Genomic DNA, 17,989 nt, shown 5'->3' on the forward strand with positions numbered 1-17,989 from the left:
CCGCCGGTGCTCGAGACAGGCTTTCAGGGCTCGCCGAGAAGAGGCGGCTGCGCAGACGGGGTCTTGCCGAACGAACACGGTGAAGCTCTTCGTCGTTATTTGTGCAACCATTCGATAATAAAATAACTGCTTCATCTATCGCAGTATTGATTCATCTTATTATGAATAGATTGTGTTGCGCTCAGAGTTAACGATCCATAAGATCATGGGATATTCAACGATATTGCTCGCTCGTTCGACCTATTGCGCTAGAGAGATTTTGCTGTGGCTATTCAAAGGGCTTCCTCGCGCCGGCGTGGCGTGACGGATTCATCCGAACAAGCCGATGAGCGGCCTCGCCCGCCCCGCAGCGGGCGCCGTTCCGGCGCTGGCCCGACGGCCCAGCGGCCGGAGGAAACAGCCGCAAGAACTCTCGAAGATCAGACGAGCGTAACCCAGCCGGCCATCTGCTGCCATGTCGTCGAGGGCGTCGGCGGCCGCATGATGAGCCGATATCTCGCCCAGGCGGTTCCGAAGGCGCAGGTCGTGTTCGATCTGTCCGTCCTGCCGGAAACCGATGAAGCGATGAAGCTTCTGGAGGCCTGCCTGCGCAACGGCGCAATGCCGCAAGTCGTCGTCGTGGACGGGCCATTGACGCGCCGCATCCTGGCGCCTCTCATGAACCGCCTGGGGCATGTCGGCGTGCGCTATGTGCTTCCGGCTGCTCTGCGCTGGCAGGCGGGGGACTGGGATGTGCTGCGCGGCCTCGTCGCTCTACAGCGCGAGCATACCGAGCGCCTCACCCTGCTCGCCATGGGCGGAGAGCTTTGCGGCGCCGTCGCCGCCTTGGGCGGCAGGGCGCTGCCCATCACCCTGACGCCGGTGCCCGCTCGACGCCGCCCACGCATGGGGCGGGTCGCGCTCCTGCTCGGCCGCGGTGCCGGCGCTGTCGCCTCCTATGGCCATGTCGCCGCTGCGGCGGCGCTCACGATTGCAGCTGCGGAGCAGCGCGTCGGCGCCATCCTGCATCCCGAGGAAGCCTCTCACCTCGTCGCCCTGCTCGAAGCATTCGGTCTCGCCAGCCGCCTCATTCCTTATCGAACCACGGAGGAGGCGCTCGCTCGCCTGGGCGGCACACCGGTCGTCTATCTCGCGCCCTTTTCCGACGGCCTCGTCGACCAGGACGCGCTCGTCGTTCTCGACCAAGGGGGGCTCGTTCTGGCCGGCCCGGGCGCCGTTCCCCTGCCGGAGGGCATCGGCGACCTCATGGAGGTGCCGCAATGGGAGCAGGCGGACGCGGTTGCGGCCAAGCTGGTTGTCCTCGTTTGTGATTATCACGCCACCTGGGCCATGCTGCACAATCGGGCCAGCGAGGCGTCGGCGGCGCTGCTGCCCAGGCCAGCGGCGGCATAGCGCGATGGCTGGGCTCCGCGTCACCGGATTGCTGCTCGGCCGCTTGCCGCGTTCCCTGAAGCGTGGTTTGCGCCTCGACCGCATCCCCAGACGACCCGCTTCCCGCATGCGAACGGGAGAGGAGCCGCTCAACCGCCAGTCGAGCATCAAAGCCGCGGCGCGCATGCGCCCACGTCCGGGCGAAACGCTGGTTACGCCGCTGGCGCCGGCTTTCGCACGCTGGCTGCCGGAGGAGGCGGTGGTGGTCACCGCCATCACATCCGAGGCCGGAACGCCGCTCAACTTGACCTCGCTCGCGCTGCCGACCGGCGGCGAGCGCATCCGCAATCTGCGCGCCGGCCATGGCCTCCATGTGCCGCTGGCGATCCGGATCACTCCCGGCGATGTCCTGCGCCTGCCGCACGGCGCCTGCACGATCGAGCTTTTGAGCGAGCCCGACGCTGGGCTGGTGCGCATCGAGACGGCCGGTCACCCGCCCGTCTTCGCCGATCTTTACGACGTGACGCCGCGGCCGGTCCGCTTCGCCATGCCGAAGGCGGCAGGCGCACGGCGCCGCCGCCATGTCAGCGCCCGCCAGCTGCGCTTGGCCGCCTTCGAGGCGGAACTCGACAGCCGCATCGCAATCGCCATGGCGGCCACAACCCGGTCCGATACCCAGGCTGGAACGCTCGCGATCTATTCGCCGCGATGGCGCGACGCCGCGGCAACGACGACCAATCTCTTCACTCGGACATTGCCTCTCCCGACGGATGACGGCCATCCCGAGGATCTGACCGCCGCAGAAATCGAGCTCGGTGCGGCGCGGCTGGCGGGATTGCCGGTCGATCGTCTCGTCATGGCGGGCAGCGATCCGGCCATGCTGAGGCTCATCGAGGCGGTTCGTCGACGCAGACGCCTCGAGATCGATCTGCTCTGGCATGGAAGCTATCTCGACATGGGTGAGCCCGAAGACTGGCGGCTGCTCTCCATGTGGCTCGATGCCGCCAAGGGCCGCGTCATTCGGCGCGTCGGCGCCGTCAGGAAGGGATTCGACGGCTTTCTGCGCGCCTTCGGCTTCGACGCCCGCTATGTGCAGAACCGCATTCCCGCGGATCCGGCGATCCTGCGCCCGCCGAAGGTGCGCGACACGGTCGGCATCTGGATCCCGCAATCGCGGCAACGGGGTAGTCTGCCCTATTCCAGCCTCTGTGCCCTGGCGGATCTTCCCGGGGTCATGGTGACCGGCGCGGGCTTCGACGATCGAGCGCTGGCGCTCGCCGAGGAACTCGGCATCAGGGCGCGCGATCTCCGTCCACAGCCGCTCGCGCCAGATGATCTCAAGCCGGCGCTGCGCGAGACGGCGCTCACCCTTTCGGTCGCCACGTCGGAATATGTGCCCGGTCTCTCTCTGGAGAGCCTGGCGCAGGGCGTGCCCTGCCTGATCGGAGCCTCCTGCCCCCTCTTCCAGGATGACGCGGAACTGCGGGCCCTCTATGTCGCCGAGCGGCCGGAGCATCCCGCCTATCTCGCCGGTAAGATCCGCGAGCTTCTGGGCGCGACGGACGCCACATTCCCGCGGCTGATGGCCTATGTGGCCGCCTGGAATACGACCTCTGCCGCGAGCGTCGAAGCCTTCCTCAGCCCCGCCGCGGCCGTGCGATGACCCGGAGCTGCGCCGCATGAATGTCGATCTGCAGGATCTGAGGCATCTCTACGGCCGTTTGCGGCGCCTGCCGCTCGTTGGGCGCCTCGTCACGAGCATCGTCCGGGCGACGAAGCTCGTTCGGCGCGTCGGTTCCCGTTTCGATCGCGACAGGGACGAGCTCCATCTCGTCAGCGCCATCGTGCAGGATCTGCGCGCCGAAGTAGACAGGCTCGGCCGCGAGGTCATTGCGCTGCGGGCGGCGCGCCTCGATCTCGAGCCGTTGCGCGGGCTGCCCGCGCAGACGATCACCGAGGTCGCGGGAGCAATGCCGGCGGCAACGGCCGTTCTCGCCAGGGAGGGCGCCGCGCCTGCCGAGGAAATCGCGCTCGACCTTCACGCCGACGATCGCTCGGATTTGATCGCACGGCTCAAGGCCTATGCGCCGGCCGAGCTCTGCGCCGCCACCATTCCCCTGTCGGGCAGCGAGACGCCGGAAATGCTGCGCAACATGGCGCATATGCTGGCTCGCGCCATGCGTGGCCGCGCCATCCTGTGCCTGCGGCTGCTCGACCGCTTGTCGCTGTTTCTGATCGGGCCGCGCATGCCGGCTGCCTCGGGTGACGGTCCGCAAGTCTCGCCTCGAGCTTCACCGCAAGTCTCACCACAAGTCTCACCGCAAATGTCACCGGAAGTCGTGATCGAGCTTTTCGAGCTTCACGGCTGCCGCCTTGTCGGTCTGAGGCGCGGCACGACCGGAGCCCTGCCGACCCTCGACCTCATCCTGGAAATGCGAGAGTTGTAATGCCTGTCGAACAGCTGCCTGCCGTCAGCCTGATCATCAACACGCTCAACCGCGCAGCCTATCTCGCGTCGACGCTGTCGGCGCTCAAGCTGCTGCGCTACGGGGCCTTCGAGGTGATCGTCGTCAATGGCCCGTCCGACGATGGCACGGACGCCATTCTCGCGGCCTATGGCGACCAGATCCGGATCGCGCGCTGCGACACGGCCAATATTGCCGCCTCCCGCAATATCGGCCTTGGGCTCGCGGGCGGAGACATCGTCGCCTTCATCGACGACGACGCCATTCCGGAACCGGGCTGGCTCGATGCCCTGGTCAAGCCCTTTCGTGATCCGCGCGTCGGGGCGGCGGGCGGTTTCGTCCGCGACCGCACCGGGCTTCATTTCCAGGCGCGAGTCATCACCTGCGATCGCACGGGGCGGCTGGAAAGCTTCGCCACGGCGGAGGCGGCCGGGCTCGATCAGCACCCGGGTGCGCCGCGCGTCCTCGCCCTGACGGGTGCGAATATCGCCTTCCGGCGCGATCTCCTCCTGGAGCTCGGCGGCTTCGACGAGAACTATCGCTATCTGCTCGACGAAACCGATCTGAATTTCCGCATCATGGATGCGGGCTATCTGAATGTGGTCGTGCCGCAGGCCGAGGTGCATCACAAGCAGGCCCCGAACCACTTGCGCAATGCGGCCCGGATCCCCCAGTCGCTCTATGCGATCGCCCGCAGCACCTATTACTTCGCGCTGCGGCACAGCCGCGGCCATCTCGATCCGGCTTTGGTCGAGAGGCGGCTCGAGCGGTTCCGGCGCGATCGCTCCCGCGACATCGCGCTGCTTGCGCGGGAAGGCCATATCGATCTCCCCAAGAAGGCGTCCTTGATCACCGATCTCGCCCAGGGCGAGGCGGATGGCCGCGCGGCGGCGGCGCGGCCGCCGCTGACCCCGCTCACGCCACCTACGGCCGCGCCGATGTTCTTCGTGCCGAGCAGCCTGTCTGTGGCGCGGGACCGGCTGCGCATCGGCCTGCTGTCACAGCAATATCCCCCCGGATCCACGGGCGGCATCGGCAACTGGACGCAGACGCTCGCCGAGGGCCTGGCGGGCGAGGGGCACGAGATCTCGGTCATCACCGATGCCGCACCCGGCGATGGCGACAGCGTCGATTTCGAACGGGGGGTCTTCGTTCACCGCCTGTCGCACCGACAGGTCGTCGGCTCCGCGCGATTGAACCTTGGCCCGGCGGTTCGCCACCTCGAAGCGCGCTCCGTCCGTTGCTTCGACGAGGCTATGCGCATCCACGCCTTGCGTGGGCTTGATCTCGTCTCCGGCCCCATTTGGGACCTCGAGCCCTTCGCCTGCCTGAAGAGAGGGCTTCTGCCGACGGCGGTCTCGCTTCACACCACCTATGCGCTCGCGCGGCCGCGTAACCTTGAGATACCGCTGGCTTCGGCCAAGGAGCGGGCCATCGTGGACGGGGTGATCGCCGCCGAGCGCTGGATGCTGGCCACCGCTCCCTTTCTCCTGTCGAATTCGCACGCCATCATCGACGATCTCGAACGGGTCTATAAGCTGCCGGGTCTCCTGCGGCCGCGCACCGTCGCCGTGCCCCATGGCGTTCCCGATCGCCGGGGAGCGATCCGCGCGAAGGCGCCGAAGGACAACCGGGTGACGGCCGTGTTCATCGGCCGGTTGGAGCCGCGCAAAGGGGCTGATGCATTGCTCGCCATCGCGCCGCATCTGCTCGATGCCGCGCCCCATCTCGAACTCGTCATGGTTGGCGAGGATCTGCCGATCGACGGCGCCGGCACCACGCTGCGGCAGCGGTTCCTGGAGAGCGCCGATGCGGATATCGCCGCTCGCGTCACCTTCTGCGGCAATGTGCCGGCGGAGGAGCTGCGCTCCTGGTACGAGCGGTCCGATTTTATCCTGGCACCCTCCCGTCACGAGGCCTTCGGGCTCGTCTATGTGGAGGCTATGATGCATGGCAAGGCGGTGATCGCCGGCCGCAACGGCGGCAGCGCGGATATCGTCCTGCCCGGCGAGACGGGCTTGCTCGTCGATCCCGATGAGACCGAGGATTTCATCGACGCCATCCTGCGCCTGACGCTGGCACCGGCGGAGAGGGAGCGCATGGGCAGCGCCGGCCGGCGGCGCTATGAGGATCATTTCAGCGTGGCGGCGATGATCGCAGGCGTGGAGACGGTCTTCAGGACCTGGATAGGCTCGCTCAAATCCATCGAGCGCCCCTTCTCGTCCTCCGCTCCCGGCGCGGGCGATCACATCCGGCTGAAACCGCTGTTTCCTTGAACGAAGGCCGGCAGGTCCGGGTGCTTCGCCTCTGGTCGCCTTACTCGCCCGAGACGAGCGGCCCGGTCACTCGGCGGCGTCGGCGCCGGCAACCACGACGGCTTCGGCAACCTCCTGCGCCTTCAGGACTTCCGGGCGCGGCATGGAGATGATGTTGTAGCCGGAATCGACGTAATGGATTTCGCCGGTGACACCGGTCGAGAGATCCGACAGCAGGTAAACCGCCGCCCCGCCGATCTCCTCGATCGTCACCGTGCGCCGCAGCGGCGCATGGGCGCGCTGGTAGTTGAACATCAGCCGCGCATCCGTGATGCCGGCCCCGGCGAGCGTCCGCACCGGCCCTGCCGAGATGGCATTGACGCGGATCCGGTCGGCGCCGAAGTCGCCCGCGAGATAGCGCACGCTGGCCTCAAGCGCGGCCTTGGCAACCCCCATCACATTGTAGTTCGGCATGACCCGTGTCGAGCCGCCGTAGGTCAGCGTGATCAAGGATCCGCCACGTGTCATGAGCGCGGCGGCGCGCTTGGCGATCTCCGTGAAGGAGAAGCAGGAGATCAGCATCGTGCGGGCGAAGTTCTCCCGCGTCGTATCGGCATAGCGGCCCTTGAGCTCGCTCTTGTCGGAAAAGGCGACCGCATGCACGACGAAGTCGAGGCTTCCCCATTGCTCTTCGAGGGCCGCGAAAACCGCGTCGACGGAAGCGAGGTCCTCGACGTCGCAAGGCAGGAGCGTAGACGAGTTCACTGACGCTGCGAGCGGCGCGACGCGCTTGCGCAAAGCCTCGCCGTGATAGGTGAAGGCCAGTTCCGCGCCGTGCGCGCTCAGCTGCTTGGCGATGCCCCAGGCAATCGAATGATCGTTGGCAACGCCCATGACGAGACCGCGTTTACCCTGCATCAGTCCCGTCGTGGTCATTCCTCGTGCCCCTGTGAAAAGCCTGCTCATGTAGGCTCATTGCGAATGCGCCAGCTGTCCATCAGCCCGGCGCGTCCGGTCAGAGATCGACTCGTTTCATGACGATCGTCGCGTTGGTGCCGCCGAAACCGAAGGAGTTCGACAGCACGCAATCGATCCGCACGTCGTCCATGCGCTTTCTGACGATCGGCATGTCGGCGAAGGCGGGATCGAGCTCCTCGATATTCGCGCTTTCGCAGATGAAGCCGTTGTTCATCATGAGCAGCGAATAGATCGCCTCCTGTACGCCCGTCGCGCCGAGCGAGTGGCCGGTGAGCGACTTGGTGGCGGCGATCGGCGGGCATTTCTCCCCCGCCCCGAAGACGGTGCGAATGGCGTCGATCTCCGGCGCGTCGCCGGCCGGCGTGGAGGTCGCATGCGGATTGATGTAGTCGACCGGCACCTTCACGGTCTCCAGCGCCATGCGCATGCAGCGCACCGCACCCTCGCCGGAGGGGGCGACCATGTCGTAGCCGTCGGAGGTCGCGCCATAGCCGACGATCTCGCCGTAGATCTTGGCGCCGCGAGCCTTGGCGTGCTCCAGCTCTTCGAGCACGAGAACGCCCGCTCCGCCGGCGATGACGAAGCCGTCGCGGTTCTTGTCATAGGCGCGCGAGGCGGTGTGCGGCCGATCGTTATATTTCGACGACATCGCGCCCATGGCGTCGAACAGCACGGACAAGGTCCAGTCGAGCTCCTCGCAGCCGCCGGCGAAGATCACGTCCTGCTTGCCCATCTGAATGATCTCGTAGGCGTTGCCGATGCAGTGATTCGACGTCGCGCAGGCCGAGGAGATGGAATAGTTCACGCCCTTGATCTTGAACCAGGTGGCGAGCGTGGCCGATGCGGTCGACGACATCGCCTTCGGCACGGCGAAGGGCCCGACGCGCTTGGGGCCCTTGCTGCGGGTCGTATCGGCGGCCTCGACGATGGCTCTCGCCGACGGTCCGCCCGACCCCATGATGATGCCGGTGCGGGTATTCGACACTTCATCCGGTTCGAGCCCGGAATCCCGGATCGCCTGTTCCATGGCGATATGGTTCCAGGCCGCACCCTCGCCGAGAAAGCGCATGGCGCGGCGGTCGACCAATTCGGCGGCGTCGATCTTCGGCGCTCCATGCACTTGGCAGCGGAAACCGAGCTTGGCGTAGTCGTCGGCGAATACGATTCCCGACCGTCCTTCGCGCAGCGACGCGAGCACCTCCTGCGTGTTGTTGCCGATGGACGAGACAATGCCCATCCCGGTCACCACAACGCGTTTCATCGCAATCGTTCCTCTGCTTGTCCCACGACCCGGCGGCCGCTTTCGCTCTGCGATATGACCACTCGAAAGGGGCAAGTCCAGCGCCGGGACGAAAAGATTTCGTCAGCCACCCTGCTCGGCGCCGACCTGGAACAGCCCGACCCGAAGGTCCTGGGCGACATAGATGCGCTTGCCATCGGCCTCGAGCCAGCCGTCGGCGATGCCGAGGACGAGCTTCGACCGGAACACGCGTTTCAGATCCACACCGTAGACCACGCGTTTGACGCTCGGCAGCACCTGATCGATGAATTTGACCTCGCCGACGCCGAGCGCCCGGCCGCGCCCCGGCGCTCCCAGCCAGCCGAGGAAGAAGCCCACGAGTTGCCAGAGCGCGTCCAGCCCAAGACAGCCCGGCATCACCGGGTCGCCCTTGAAATGGCACGGGAAGAACCAGAGGTCCGGTCTGACGTCGAGCTCCGCGCGCAGGAAGCCCTTGCCGTGTTCGCCGCCGGTATCGGCGATAGCCGAGATGCGATCGAACATCAGCATTGGCGGCAGCGGCAGCTGCGCGTTGCCGGCGCCGAACATCTCGCCGCGGCCGCAGGCCAGAAGCTCTTCGTAGTTGAAACTGGACTGCCGCTCCATCCCTTGAGGCAACCTCTTCATAGTTTCGTCAAGTTTCGCAGGCTCCGTCTGAGCCGGCCGACCCATCGTTGTCCTAACATACCGACTTGCGCGCCGAAAGTCGGGATCCCATCCTTTTAGCGAAGGAACGGTCGTAGATCATTTCGTGTGGCGCGCAGAACCGGCAGCGGGAGATGCGGCGGCCGCAACCGCCGGCGCCAGCCTTGCGCGGCTGCGCCGGGTTGCGGGGATGTGCTAGAGTTCCTATGATTATAAAACCTATGGGCGCAGATTTGGAAAGCGGGACAATGAGCGAGACCGTCAAGGTCCGTGTGGCTGGAGATGCATCGGAGCCGTCGGACCAGGCCGGCGGGCCGCAGGAGCGGTCGGTGCGGAGCGGCTGTCCCGTTCACGAGCTGCGCGAGCATCTTCGCCGCGCGGGATTGCGGCCGACCCGCCAGCGGGTCTCGCTCGGCTGGCTGCTCTTCGCCAAGGGTGACCGGCATGTCTCGGCTGAGATGCTCTATGAGGAGGCGACGCTCGCGCGCGTTCCCGTGTCGCTCGCAACCGTCTACAACACCCTGCATCAGTTCACCGAAGCCGGCCTCCTGCGGGAAGTCGCTGTCGACGGATCGAAGACCTATTTCGATACCAATGTGACGGATCATCACCACTTCTTCCTGGAAGGTGATGACACGCTGGTCGACATTCCCGCGCCCGCGGTCGAGGTCGGCGACCTGCCGCCGCCGCCGCCCGGGATGGAAATCGCTCGGGTCGACGTCATCGTTCGTTTGCGCCGCAAGGCCTGAGACTGCCACAGCAACTCGGGGCCGGGCGTATCGGGCCGGAAATCAGTATGTCGATTGAAGACAAGATGAGCGGCGATGCGCCGGAGGCGGCATCGTCGCTTTTGCAACACGTTATCGACCATCCCTCGGATTATGCCTTCTTTTTCGATGTCGACGGGACGTTGCTCGAGATTGCGCTTTCGCCCGACGCCGTCGAGGTTCCTCCAGGTCTGCCCGACGCATTGCGGGACCTTGCGGAGCGCTACGGCGATGCGGTCGCCCTCCTGAGCGGGCGCGCGATCGCCTGGCTCGACGGGCGTTTCGACAATGCCGTCGTGCCGATCGGCGGCCTCCACGGACTGGAGCGCCGCGACGCCGGCGGCACCGTACGGCGGCGCGAGCCGCCCCCTATGCTGGACACGGCGCGTGATGCGATCCTCGCCGCCCTCGACGACATGACTGGGGTGCTGATGGAGGACAAGGGTCTCTCGATCGCTCTCCATTATCGAGCTGCACCTGAGCAGCGCTTGACCGTTAAGCGGCTTTTGACCAAGCTCGCTGATGCGAGCGACGGCACGCTCGAGGTGTTGCCGGGTAAAGCTGTCGTGGAGCTCAGGACCACAGGCGCCCACAAGGGATCGGCATTGCTCGCCTTCGCGAGCGAGCCGCCCTTTGCGGGGCGGCGGCCCGTCTTCTTCGGCGACGATCGCACCGATGAGGACGCCTTTGTGGCCGCCAAGGAGAAGGACGGCATCGCGGTCGTCATCGGCCGGCCGGCGGAGGAGGTCGGGGCGACCCTCTCCCTGCCCGATCCCGCCAGCGTCAGGGCGTTCATCGCGCGTGCCGGCGCATCATCGCGGGTCGATCGGACGGGTGCGACTGCATGATGAATCTTGATCTTGGCGTTATTGGTAACAGCGCCCTTGCGGCGCTGATCGACGACAAGGGCAGCATCGTTTGGTGTTGCTATCCCCGCCTCGACGGCGACCCGGTCTTCCACGCACTGCTCGGCAGCCCGCAGCCGGGCGATGGCGCCTTCGCCGTGGAACTCGCCGATGTCGTTCGCACCGAGCGGCGCTATTGGCCCAATACCGCCATTCTCGAGACCATCCTCGAGACGGCGGATGGGGCGCGCGTGCGCATCACCGATTTCGCGCCCCGCTTTAAATCCAGCGGCCGTCTGTTCCGTCCGGCCATGCTGATGCGCAAGATCGAGCCGCTCGTCGGCACACCGCAGGTGACGATCAGGGTCAGGCCGCGCCACGATTTCGGACGCCTGCCGCCGGAAATCACGCGCGGGTCGAATCACATCCGCTTCCGCCTCGGCGATCAGACGCTGCGCCTGACGACCGATGCGTCGCCCGGGCTCATCCTCGATGAAGTGGCCTTCGTGCTCGAGCGGCCGCTCACCTTCGTGCTCGGCCCCGACGAGACGTTGAACGAGGCGCCCGGCGCGGTTTTCCGCCACTTCCTCGAAGAGACGATGCAATATTGGCGGGAGTGGGTGCGCTATCTCGCCATTCCCTATGAATGGCAGGACGTCGTCATCCGGGCTGCCATTACACTCAAGCTCTGCGCTTATGAGGAGACGGGCGGCATCGTCGCGGCGCTCACCACCTCGATCCCGGAATATGGGACGAGCGGGCGCACCTGGGATTACCGCTACTGCTGGCTGAGAGATTCCTTTTTCACGGTCCGTGCGCTGAACCGCCTCGGCGTCACCAAGACGATGGAGGATTTCATCAGCTACGTGGCGAATGTCGTCACCCGCAGCGCCGGGCGCGAGTTGCAGCCGCTCTTCGGCCTGCACTTCCAGGAGCGGCTGGACGAGGAGGCTCTCGACTGCCTGCCGGGCTACCGCGGCTTTGGGCCGGTGCGCCGCGGCAATGCCGCCTATCTGCAGCGGCAGAACGACGGCTACGGCTCGGTGATTCTCGCCATCGCCCAGTGCTTCTTCGACGACCGGCTGGAGCTCAAGGGAGATCTCGATCTCTTTTACCGGCTGGAAGCTCTCGGCGAGCGCGCGGCCGCCCTGTGGGATCAGCCGGACGCAGGATTGTGGGAATACCGGACCTTGTCCAATGTCCACACCCATTCGGCGGCGATGTGCTGGGCGGCCTGCGACCGGCTGGCGCGTGTTGCGCTCAAGCTTCATCTCACCGATCGCGCCGCTTACTGGCGGGAGCATGCCGATCGCCTGCGCAGCGGAATTTTTGCGGCAGCCTGGAACGAGGAGGTCAACAGCTTCGTTTCGTCCTTCGGGGGCAACGACGTCGATGCAAGTCTCCTCCTTCTCGCGGATGTGGGTCTGGTACGCGCCGATGATCCGCGCTTCCGCAGCACGGTCGAGACCATCGGTGTCCGGTTGAAGCGTGGCGATCATCTGTTCCGCTATGCGGGTGAGGACGACTTCGGCCGGCCTGAGACGGCCTTTACCATCTGCACCCTCTGGTATATCGAGGCCCTCGCCAAGATAGGGCGAGGGGCGGAGGCGCGCGAATTGTTCACGCATATTCTCGGCCGCCGGAACAGTCTCGGCCTTCTCTCCGAAGGCATTCATGTGGAGACTGGCGAATTGTGGGGTAACTTTCCCCAAACCTATTCGATGGTCGGACTCATACATGCGGCAATGTCGCTGTCGCGTTCCTGGGAGGAGGCCTTTTGAGCAAGCTGGTGGTCGTTTCCAACCGGGTTGGCGTTCCCTCGAAAAAGAGTGGCGTCGCCGCCGGTGGATTGGCCGTGGCGCTCAACGACGTGCTCTCCGAGAGGGGCGGATTATGGTTCGGATGGAGCGGGCGTTGCGGCCGACAGCAGGGCGAGGCCACGCTCATCGAGCACGGCAAGGTCACCTATGCGGTCTGCGATCTCTCGCATGAGGATTTCGACGAATATTACAACGGCTTCGCCAACCGCACACTCTGGCCGCTGCTCCATTATCGCCTCGACCTGACCGAATTCGCCCGCGGCGACCTCGCCGGCTACAGGCGGGTCAACAGCTATTTCGCCGATCTCCTGGTCAAATATATCGAGCCGAACGATCTCGTCTGGATCCACGACTATCATCTGATCCCGCTCGCCGAGGCGCTCCGCGCGCGTGGCGTGACCAATCGCATCGGCTATTTCCAGCACATCCCCTGGCCCTCGCCCGACATCTTCCTGGCGCTGCCCAATCACACCGAAATCGGCCAGGCCTTGACGGCCTGCGACCTCGTCGGCTTCCAGACGGAGCGCGATGCGGTCAATTTCGGGCGCTATCTCGTCGAAGAGGCAGGCGCCTTCGCGCGCAAGGATCACGTTTTCTCAACCGGCGGACGGGAGCTGAGGACGGGCGTCTATCCCGTCGGCATCGACCGCCACGGCTTTGCCAAGATGGCCAAGCGCGCGAGCCGGTCGCGCTTCGTGCAGGAGGTCGCCGAGAGCCTCAACGGCCGCCCCATGCTGATGGGCGTCGACCGGCTCGATTATTCGAAGGGTCTGACCCAGCGGCTCGATGCCTTCGAGCGCATGCTGGAGATGTCGCCCGAATGGCGCGGCCACGTCACCTTCCTGCAGATCACGCCCAAGAGCCGCGGCGACATTCCCGAATATGCCGCCATGCAGCGTGCGCTGGGCGAGACGGCCGGGCGCATCAACGGCCGCTACGGCGAGGCGAACTGGACGCCGATTCGCTACGTCAATCGCTCCCACACCCGGCTCGAACTCGCCGGCCTCTACCGGGTGGCGAAGGTGGGAGTGGTCACGCCGCTGCGTGACGGCATGAATCTGGTCGCCAAGGAATTCGTGGCTGCGCAGGACCCCGACGATCCCGGTGTGCTGGTGATCTCACGTTTTGCCGGGGCCGCCAGCGTTCTCGACGGGGCGCTGGTGGTCAATCCCTATGACATGGACGGGACCGCGGCAGCCTTGAGCCAGGCGCTCGCCATGCCGCTCGAGGAACGCTGCCAGCGCTGGCAGTCCATGTGGGAGCGTCTGGGCGACACCGATATCGCCCAATGGGCGCCCGGCTTCCTGTCGGATCTCGAACATGTCTCGCGCCGGCGCCGCGCCGTCGGCTGGTAGGGCGCGCCGCTCAGTCCATGTTCTCGTGGGGATAGACGCCCCACAGCCGGTCCTGCTTCAAATAACCTGACACGTCGCGCACCGACACATGGCACCAGGTGCCGTCGCAGGAGCTGACATTGGCGATGACGCCAGCCTCGACGCGCGCGACGATTTCCGAGTTAGACTCGGTCCCGCCGTGCATCTCGAAGGTCTTGCCCTTTTCCCAGGGCGCGACCAGCGCCGTCCGCCGGCCTGACAATAAGCTGTGCAGCACCCAGCCCTCCGTGCCCTCCGCATCGCGGATACGCCGCCAGGTGTCGAATTCCGCGGTCACCTCCACGGGGAGCCCCGCCCGCTGATAGACCCAGGCGACGCGATGGTCCTTGGAAGGTCCCTCGCGCAGATTGACCCGGTCGGACTTCAGGCTGACGTAGCGCGGCACGGGCAGCCCGCTTGCGGTGCCGGGCATGGTCGCCGATGCGGCCGCCATCTTCACGCCGCCGCCGTCGGAGGCCGGCTTGGGCGCGGAGGCTGATTCGGGCGCGGAGGCCGTCGCGCTCAGTTCCGCGGCCACGACCGGCACGGCGATCGCGAGGATCACCAATAGAGAAGCGAGGCGGGTGATGGATGACTTGATCGGCATCGGCATGATCTCCTCAAACTACCACAATCGATCGGGCCGGGCAGTGCTTCGCCTTGTCTCCCCAGAGGCAGGCGCCCTTGCAGGCGCCGTCGGGCGGCGCTTGCGCACCCATCGCGCGTGCATCAGACGCTTGACGGGCGGGCGCATAACGCCAATCTGTGGCCGATCCGCGTTAACGCGGCCTTAACTTCACGGAGCGCGGATCTAATCGGATCCGCGTCTTTTCGTCCCGTGCGAGCGGGCCGTCGGCGAGCAAGGCATGAACAGCGAGGGGTCATCGCCGAATGCGACAGGGAGCTCTCGTCGTCGTCACGCGCCGGCTGCCGGACGCGGTCGAGGCGCGCATGCGCGAATTGTTCGATGTGCGGCTCAGCGCGGATGATCGTCCCCTGTCGCGCGAAGCGCTCGTCGCGGCGGTCGAGAGCGCCGATGTTCTCGTGCCCACCATCACCGACCGAATCGATGCGGGGATCATCGCCGCCGCGGGCGACCGCCTCAAGCTCATAGCCAATTTCGGCAATGGCGTCGATCATATCGACGTAGGCGCGGCCACCGCGCGCGGCATCACCGTCACCAATACGCCGGGCGTGCTCACCGAGGACACGGCCGACATGACCATGGCGCTGATGCTGGCGGTGACCCGCCGCCTTCCCGAGGGCGCGCGCATTCTGCCGGATGGCGAGCCCTGGCCCGGCTGGTCGCCGACCTGGATGCTCGGCCGGCGCATCACCGGCAAGCGCCTCGGCATCGTCGGCATGGGCCGCATCGGCCAGGCCCTGGCCCGCCGCGCCCGGGCCTTCGGCCTCTCGGTGAATTACCACAACCGCCGACGCCTGCCAGTGGAGACCGAAACGGCGCTCGCCGCGACCTATTGGGCCTCGCTCGACCGCATGCTGGCGCGCATGGACATTGTCTCCATCCACTGCCCGCATACGCCCGCCACCTATCATCTTCTTTCGGCGCGGCGCCTGAAGCTCATGAAGCCCGATGCGGTCATCGTGAATACGGCGCGCGGCGAGGTGATTGACGAGCAGGCCCTTATCGCCATGCTGGAGAGGGACGAGCTCGCCGGCGCCGGCCTCGACGTCTTTCAGCACGAGCCGGCAGTCGATCCGCGGCTCATGCGCCTTGCCAAGGCCAATAAGGTCGTGCTTCTGCCCCATATGGGCTCGGCCACCCTGGAAGGGCGGATCGACATGGGCGAGAAGGTCATGGTCAATATCCGCGCGTTCCTGGACGGCCACCGGCCGCCCAACCGAGTCCTGCCCAGCATGTTGTGAGTGATGTCGATCGTTCTCGTTCTGCAAGCGGCCATCAAGTCGGCGCGCCAACTCGTCTCGCCGGGCTTTCGCCGGATTCTGTGGCGGTCGCTCGGGCTCACCGTTCTGCTGCTCGTCCTGGTCTGGTTCGGACTGACGCGGCTCATCGCCTATTTCATGGACGGCACCGACCTCCTGTCGGATTACCCGCTGGTCGACACGCTCGCCTTCTTCTTCGCCGGTATCGGCATTTTCATCGGGCTCGCCTATCTCATCGTGCCGGTCTCGGCCGTGGTCGCCGGCTATTTCCTGGATGATGCCGCCGAGCTCGTCGAGACGGAGCACTATTCCGCCGATCCACCGGGCAGGGCGCTGTCCTTAGGCCGCTCGCTGCTTTACGGCCTGCGCTTCGCGGGGCTTGCGCTGCTCGTCAATGCGGTGGCGCTCATCCTGTTCTTCATTCCGGTGGTCAATATCGCGGCCTTCTTCCTGGCCAACGGCTATCTGCTCGGACGGGAATATTTCGAGCTCGCCGCCGGGCGCTTCCGGCCGATGCCGGAGGCGGCCGCCATGCGCGTCGCCAACCGCGGCACGATCTACGTCGCCGGCCTTCTGCTCGCCGTCCTGGTGGCGGTGCCCATTCTCAATCTGTTCACGCCGCTCTTCGGCGTGGCGCTGATGGTGCATGTCCACAAGGCTCTCGCCCTGCGCGGGCGCGCGCCCGCACCGACGTGATGGGCGGGCGTCAGATCGTGCGGATGTCGGAAAACTGGCCCGAGCGGCGGAAGCGCCAGAGATAGCCGGGCACGATCGCCTCGTAAGCCGTTGGCGCGATCCCGAGGTCTTTGAGCGTCCGGCCGCTGTCGATGGCCGTTTGCGAGACGACATTGTCGGTGCCGAGCAGAGTGACCTGGTCGCGGGTCAGCACCATGTAGTCCGGCATCAGGCCGAAGCTCAGCTTATCGGTGAGCTGGACGATGCCGGCCATGGCGCCGGCGAGCGCCGGCGGCAGCGCGATGACGGGGCGCCTGCGGCCGGTCACCTGCATCGTGTAGTCGACGATCTCGCGCAGCGTCTTCACTTCGGGGCCGCCGAGCTCGTAGACATGGCCGCCGGGCACGCGGCCGTCGGCTGCCATGGCGATGGCCTCGGCGACATCGCCCACATAGACCGGCTGGAAGCGCGTCGCGGCCCCGGCGAGCGGCAGCACGGGCAGGCGCGAGGCGAGCGCTGCGAAGCGGTTGAAGAGCTGATCCTCGGGCCCGAAGATCACCGAGGGGCGGAAGATCGTCGCCTTGGGCACGGCGCTCAGCACGGCGGATTCGCCGGCGGCCTTTGTGCGGGCATAGTCCGATTGCGAATTGGGATCGGCGCCGAGCGCCGAGACATGCACCAGGCGCGCGCCTTGCGCGGCGGCGGCCTCCGCGACCATGCGGCTGCCGAAGGCCTGCACGGCGGAAAAGGTCTGGCGGCCGCTTTCCTTGAGCACGCCGACGAGATTGATGACGACGTCGGCGCCGCGCGCTGCCGCCATCACCGAATCCTTGTAGCGCAGATTGGCCTGCACGGAATGGATCTGCCCGACCCGGCCGAGCGGCTGCAGGTGGCCCGCGAGATCCGGCCGCCGCACGGCGACGCGGATGCGATAGCCGTGCTTGGCGAGCGCGCGCACCACATGGCGCCCGACGAAGCCCGACCCGCCATAGACGGTGACGAGCTGCGAGGATTGGATCGGCACACCCTCTGCCATCGAAAGGCTCCGCCTCTATGAACGCTATGGACCCTGTGGGCTGTTCCATAGTGCGCTTTGCGCTCGGAGGGAACATGCGAGATGGGAGAAATGCGCGATTGCGCATTTTGGTCGCGAGGCGGACGCCTGCGTCCAGGCGCACCGGCTTCAGTTCGCCGCTCCCCCTCTGTGGGGAGGGGTAAGGGTGTGAGGGTCGATCTGGAAAGCGCCCGGCGCCCGCTTACCCCCACATCAACACGTTGACACGAGCCGCGGCGAGGCTCTAAAGGAGCGCCTTGCCCGCCGTGAGGCGAGGCCACCTGCCCAGGTGGTGGAATTGGTAGACACGCAGGTTTCAGGTACCTGTGCCGCAAGGCGTGAAGGTTCGAGTCCTTTCCTGGGCACCAAGGCTGCAAGGCAGCGTTGATCGTCGCAAACTCACCGGTCGATCTGTAGTCCGCGCCGTTCTGCACGGCCAAGGTGAGCACGCTCCTGTGGCGGCCAGCCCTAATGCAGCATCTCGGCCGTCTTGGAGGCCGGATCGGGGCCGATCGCCCGCCGTGCCCCACACAACCGACGCATGATGGTCATGGAAT

Annotated in this window: 15 protein-coding genes and 1 tRNA gene; 11 read left to right on the forward strand and 5 right to left on the reverse strand. The window is 66.2% G+C overall.

Annotation, left to right across the window (positions count from 1 at the left end; translation table 11 throughout):
- The first annotated feature begins 300 nt into the window (after positions 1–300).
- Genes ACFQU1_RS02295 through ACFQU1_RS02310 form a run of 4 tightly spaced genes read left to right on the forward strand, consistent with a single transcriptional unit; the run spans position 301 to position 6,112 of the window.
- The gene (locus ACFQU1_RS02295) at positions 301–1,392 is read left to right on the forward strand and encodes a hypothetical protein (RefSeq protein WP_378128806.1); all 1,092 of its coding nucleotides are present in this window, start codon (positions 301–303) and stop codon (positions 1,390–1,392) included.
- 4 nt (positions 1,393–1,396) lie between these two features.
- Positions 1,397–3,034, forward strand: a complete 1,638-nt coding sequence (locus tag ACFQU1_RS02300) for a hypothetical protein (protein WP_378128808.1) — start codon at positions 1,397–1,399, stop codon at positions 3,032–3,034.
- A 16-nt stretch (positions 3,035–3,050) separates the two neighbouring features.
- The gene (locus tag ACFQU1_RS02305; protein WP_378128810.1) at positions 3,051–3,818 is read left to right on the forward strand and encodes a hypothetical protein; all 768 of its coding nucleotides are present in this window, start codon (positions 3,051–3,053) and stop codon (positions 3,816–3,818) included.
- Complete coding sequence (locus ACFQU1_RS02310) at positions 3,818–6,112, forward strand: glycosyltransferase (protein WP_378128812.1); 2,295 nt, start codon at positions 3,818–3,820, stop codon at positions 6,110–6,112. The genes ACFQU1_RS02305 and ACFQU1_RS02310 overlap by 1 nt, the downstream gene beginning before the upstream one ends.
- Positions 6,113–6,178: 66 nt before the next feature.
- Here ACFQU1_RS02310 and fabI read toward each other — a convergent pair whose 3' ends face one another.
- The 3 genes from fabI to fabA form a co-directional block, all read right to left on the reverse strand.
- Positions 6,179–7,057: an enoyl-ACP reductase FabI gene (fabI, locus tag ACFQU1_RS02315; protein WP_378128814.1), complete on the reverse strand. Its 879-nt coding sequence runs from the start codon at positions 7,055–7,057 to the stop codon at positions 6,179–6,181.
- Positions 7,058–7,106: 49 nt separating this feature from the next.
- Positions 7,107–8,330: a beta-ketoacyl-ACP synthase I gene (gene fabB, locus ACFQU1_RS02320; RefSeq protein WP_378128816.1), complete on the reverse strand. Its 1,224-nt coding sequence runs from the start codon at positions 8,328–8,330 to the stop codon at positions 7,107–7,109.
- A gap of 102 nt (positions 8,331–8,432) precedes the next feature.
- Entirely contained in the window at positions 8,433–8,975 is a 543-nt protein-coding gene (gene fabA, locus ACFQU1_RS02325) for a 3-hydroxyacyl-[acyl-carrier-protein] dehydratase FabA (RefSeq protein ID WP_378128818.1), read from the reverse strand.
- Positions 8,976–9,241: 266 nt separating this feature from the next.
- Here fabA and irrA point away from each other — a divergent pair, with 266 nt between their 5' ends.
- The 4 genes from irrA to otsA are packed head-to-tail and all read left to right on the forward strand — an operon-like array spanning position 9,242 to position 13,780.
- Complete coding sequence (irrA, locus tag ACFQU1_RS02330; RefSeq protein ID WP_378128820.1) at positions 9,242–9,742, forward strand: iron response transcriptional regulator IrrA; 501 nt, start codon at positions 9,242–9,244, stop codon at positions 9,740–9,742.
- A gap of 47 nt (positions 9,743–9,789) precedes the next feature.
- Entirely contained in the window at positions 9,790–10,608 is an 819-nt protein-coding gene (otsB, locus tag ACFQU1_RS02335; protein ID WP_378128822.1) for a trehalose-phosphatase, read from the forward strand.
- Positions 10,605–12,386 (forward strand): glycoside hydrolase family 15 protein, encoded by a 1,782-nt coding sequence (locus tag ACFQU1_RS02340; protein ID WP_378128825.1) that lies wholly within the window; start codon positions 10,605–10,607, stop codon positions 12,384–12,386. Before otsB ends, ACFQU1_RS02340 begins: the two co-directional genes overlap by 4 nt.
- Positions 12,383–13,780 carry an alpha,alpha-trehalose-phosphate synthase (UDP-forming) gene (gene otsA / locus ACFQU1_RS02345; RefSeq protein ID WP_378128827.1) on the forward strand — a complete coding sequence of 466 codons (1,398 nt, stop codon included), beginning with the start codon at positions 12,383–12,385 and terminating at the stop codon, positions 13,778–13,780. Before ACFQU1_RS02340 ends, otsA begins: the two co-directional genes overlap by 4 nt.
- Before the next feature lie 10 nt (positions 13,781–13,790).
- Here otsA and ACFQU1_RS02350 read toward each other — a convergent pair whose 3' ends face one another.
- Entirely contained in the window at positions 13,791–14,405 is a 615-nt protein-coding gene (locus ACFQU1_RS02350) for an SH3 domain-containing protein (RefSeq protein ID WP_378128829.1), read from the reverse strand.
- Positions 14,406–14,689: 284 nt separating this feature from the next.
- Here ACFQU1_RS02350 and ACFQU1_RS02355 point away from each other — a divergent pair, with 284 nt between their 5' ends.
- On the forward strand, positions 14,690–15,685 hold the full coding sequence (locus tag ACFQU1_RS02355) for a 2-hydroxyacid dehydrogenase (protein WP_378128831.1): 996 nt from the start codon (positions 14,690–14,692) through the stop codon (positions 15,683–15,685).
- Positions 15,686–15,688: 3 nt separating this feature from the next.
- Positions 15,689–16,399 (forward strand): sulfate transporter family protein, encoded by a 711-nt coding sequence (locus ACFQU1_RS02360; RefSeq protein ID WP_378128833.1) that lies wholly within the window; start codon positions 15,689–15,691, stop codon positions 16,397–16,399.
- A 10-nt stretch (positions 16,400–16,409) separates the two neighbouring features.
- Here ACFQU1_RS02360 and ACFQU1_RS02365 read toward each other — a convergent pair whose 3' ends face one another.
- Positions 16,410–17,414 (reverse strand): complex I NDUFA9 subunit family protein, encoded by a 1,005-nt coding sequence (locus ACFQU1_RS02365; protein ID WP_378128835.1) that lies wholly within the window; start codon positions 17,412–17,414, stop codon positions 16,410–16,412.
- Between the two features lie 301 nt (positions 17,415–17,715).
- On the opposite strand from ACFQU1_RS02365, the gene ACFQU1_RS02370 reads away from it, so the two are divergent.
- Positions 17,716–17,800, forward strand: a tRNA-Leu gene (locus ACFQU1_RS02370).
- Positions 17,801–17,989: the final 189 nt, after the last annotated feature.

Origin of the sequence: Chelatococcus sp. GCM10030263 (assembly GCF_042666455.1) — a bacterium.
Taxonomy (GTDB): domain Bacteria; phylum Pseudomonadota; class Alphaproteobacteria; order Rhizobiales; family Beijerinckiaceae; genus Chelatococcus.

What these genes read in the sequence shown, in the direction of transcription:
- ACFQU1_RS02300 (WP_378128808.1), top strand. Translation starts at nt 1,397, where the DNA reads ATGGCTGGGCTCCGCGTCACCGGATTGCTGCTCGGCCGCTTGCCGCGT.
- ACFQU1_RS02305 (WP_378128810.1), top strand. Translation starts at nt 3,051, where the DNA reads ATGAATGTCGATCTGCAGGATCTGAGGCATCTCTACGGCCGTTTGCGG.
- ACFQU1_RS02310 (WP_378128812.1), top strand. Translation starts at nt 3,818, where the DNA reads ATGCCTGTCGAACAGCTGCCTGCCGTCAGCCTGATCATCAACACGCTC.
- fabI (WP_378128814.1), bottom strand. Translation starts at nt 7,057, where the DNA reads ATGAGCAGGCTTTTCACAGGGGCACGAGGAATGACCACGACGGGACTG.
- fabB (WP_378128816.1), bottom strand. Translation starts at nt 8,330, where the DNA reads ATGAAACGCGTTGTGGTGACCGGGATGGGCATTGTCTCGTCCATCGGC.
- fabA (WP_378128818.1), bottom strand. Translation starts at nt 8,975, where the DNA reads ATGAAGAGGTTGCCTCAAGGGATGGAGCGGCAGTCCAGTTTCAACTAC.
- irrA (WP_378128820.1), top strand. Translation starts at nt 9,242, where the DNA reads ATGAGCGAGACCGTCAAGGTCCGTGTGGCTGGAGATGCATCGGAGCCG.
- otsB (WP_378128822.1), top strand. Translation starts at nt 9,790, where the DNA reads ATGTCGATTGAAGACAAGATGAGCGGCGATGCGCCGGAGGCGGCATCG.
- ACFQU1_RS02340 (WP_378128825.1), top strand. Translation starts at nt 10,605, where the DNA reads ATGATGAATCTTGATCTTGGCGTTATTGGTAACAGCGCCCTTGCGGCG.
- ACFQU1_RS02350 (WP_378128829.1), bottom strand. Translation starts at nt 14,405, where the DNA reads ATGCCGATCAAGTCATCCATCACCCGCCTCGCTTCTCTATTGGTGATC.
- ACFQU1_RS02355 (WP_378128831.1), top strand. Translation starts at nt 14,690, where the DNA reads ATGCGACAGGGAGCTCTCGTCGTCGTCACGCGCCGGCTGCCGGACGCG.
- ACFQU1_RS02360 (WP_378128833.1), top strand. Translation starts at nt 15,689, where the DNA reads ATGTCGATCGTTCTCGTTCTGCAAGCGGCCATCAAGTCGGCGCGCCAA.
- ACFQU1_RS02365 (WP_378128835.1), bottom strand. Translation starts at nt 17,414, where the DNA reads ATGGCAGAGGGTGTGCCGATCCAATCCTCGCAGCTCGTCACCGTCTAT.